The following is a 2,151-nucleotide window of genomic DNA, read 5'->3' as shown; positions in this document are numbered from 1 at the left end:
GATCATCATTCGATGAATGATTTAATGTATATTGACTAAAGTTTCTATTTCTTTTGAAATGGCGTTACTGCCTGCATGTAATTTTGCGGCGATCTGTTTAATATTGCTACGAGAAATTTGATTAGCAGGTGCTGCAATTGCTAAGGCAGCTATAACCTCTTGATTGCGAAAAACAGGAACGGCGACACAGCGAATACCAACAATACGTTCCTCATCATCAAATGCATAACCGTCATCACGAATAGCCTTTAAATGATAATGAAATAGTTGTGAGTCTTGAAACGTATTTTTTGTTGCACGTTCAAGTGACAATTTATCAAATATGGAAGCTAGCAATTCTTCATCTAAATTAGCTAAGATCACTTTTCCTAAAGCGGATTGATGTAGTTTTGAACGATTTCCAATTTCTTCGTCTGCTGATTCCTGAAAGGGAGTGTGTAATACTTGCGTCATAACAAGATCGGTCCCGTCCACTTTTCCTATATAGGTACTCATCTGTAAATTTTGTGCCAGTTGGTAAATTGAACGTAATGAAGCCCAATCCATTTCTGAACGTTTTTCAAAGCTTTCGCAAAACATTTTATGATGAATAAAATATTGAGCTTGAAGTTTATAAACATATCCCATATCTTCTAGGGTAGTTAAAATCCGAAAAGCCGTAGATTTACTTAATTTCTGTTCGTCCATCACTTCTCTTAACGTAATGCCTTTACGCTGTTTTACTAATTCTAAAACGAGAAGGCCCTTTTTTAATGTCGATACTTCATTCTGTGCCATTTCATCACCTCAGTCTCAGATAGTATAGATGTTTTATTTTTTGGACTCAAACTATACAGAATGAGTTTCATTATTTGAAACTTGTTCAAAGGAATTTGTGAGTCTCATTTTAAAAAACTATGATATAGCTAATCAATGTTAGGAGGCAAAAACAATGAAATATACAACATTAAAAAAATCTAATCTTGAAGCATCAGTCATTGGAGTTGGTACAAATGCAGTTGGTGGGCATAATTTATTCCAAAATTTAAGTGAGGAAGATGGAAAAGATTTTGTAAGGGAAGCATTAAACATCGGGGTAAATTTTATTGATACAGCTGATATTTATGGTTTTGGTCGTTCTGAAGAATTAGTTGGTGAAGTATTAAAAGAATTTAAACGAGATGACTTAGTGATTGCAACGAAGGGAGCGCAACATTGGTCCAGCGATGGCTCAGTAAAAACGGATAATCGTCCTGAATATTTGCGAGAAGCAGTTGAAAAGAGTTTACAAAGAATGCAATTAGACTACGTGGATTTGTATTATTTACACTTTCCAGATCAAGTAACACCGTTTGCTGAATCTATTGGAGAATTAGCCCGCTTAAAAAAAGAAGGAAAAATTCGTGCCATTGGGATTTCGAATGTTTCACTTGAGCAATTAAAAGAGGCAAACATTCATGACGAGATTTCCGTCTTGCAATCACCTTACAATATGTTAGATCGGTCAGCTGATGCAGATTTATTACCGTATTGTATTGAAAATAATATTTCCTTTATTCCATATGGCCCGTTAGCATTTGGTTTGCTTGGTGGTGGTTTCACAAAAGACTCTAAATTGGATACACAAGATTGGCGCAATTCAGTTCCATTATTCCAAGGTGACCAATTCCAACAAATACTTAAAACAGTGGACAAATTAAAAGAAATCGCTACGCAAAAAGAAACAACTCTTCCTAACTTAGCGCTAGCTTGGTTACTCTCTCAGGAGGGTGTTGACTCAGTCATTCCAGGAGGTAAACGAAAAGAACGCATCCGTGAAAACGTTCAAGCAAGCGAAATTAGTTTTTCTAAGGAAGAGTTAAACATTATTAACGATATTCTAAATAACAACTGAGTCTTTACAATGCAGTTGTCCGAAAGTCATTGAAAGCGCAATTCTCTAGCATGAATTGCGTTTTTCCTCTTTACTCCATATTGAATATGGTAAAATCCTAATGTAGGGGGTGGGGAATAATGGATAGAATAAAAATTCATCCACTGATACTATTTAGTCTTTTTATTAATGCTATTGCAATGGGAATGTTTGCTTTTCAAAATTAAAAAGAAAATGATATAGGTTATACCGTTACATTTATGTTTCTATGTCTATTTTTAATTGGTCTTATCATTTAT

At 34.7% G+C, this 2,151-nt stretch carries 2 protein-coding genes; one reads left to right on the top strand and one right to left on the bottom strand.

Annotation, left to right across the window (positions count from 1 at the left end; translation table 11 throughout):
• Nucleotides 1-21: 21 nt before the first annotated feature.
• Nucleotides 22-777, bottom strand: a complete 756-nt coding sequence (locus tag V7149_RS09020) for an IclR family transcriptional regulator (protein WP_335345305.1) — start codon at nucleotides 775-777, stop codon at nucleotides 22-24.
• Nucleotides 778-931: 154 nt separating this feature from the next.
• Here V7149_RS09020 and V7149_RS09015 point away from each other — a divergent pair, with 154 nt between their 5' ends.
• The gene (locus tag V7149_RS09015) at nucleotides 932-1,873 is read left to right on the top strand and encodes an aldo/keto reductase (protein ID WP_335345304.1); all 942 of its coding nucleotides are present in this window, start codon (nucleotides 932-934) and stop codon (nucleotides 1,871-1,873) included.
• Nucleotides 1,874-2,151 lie beyond the last annotated feature (278 nt).

Source organism: Bacillus sp. JJ1503, assembly GCF_036965125.1.
Classification (GTDB): domain Bacteria; phylum Bacillota; class Bacilli; order Bacillales; family Cytobacillaceae; genus Cytobacillus.
Note: the sequence above shows the minus strand (reverse complement) of the source record. Positions and strands in the feature narration are given on the sequence as shown.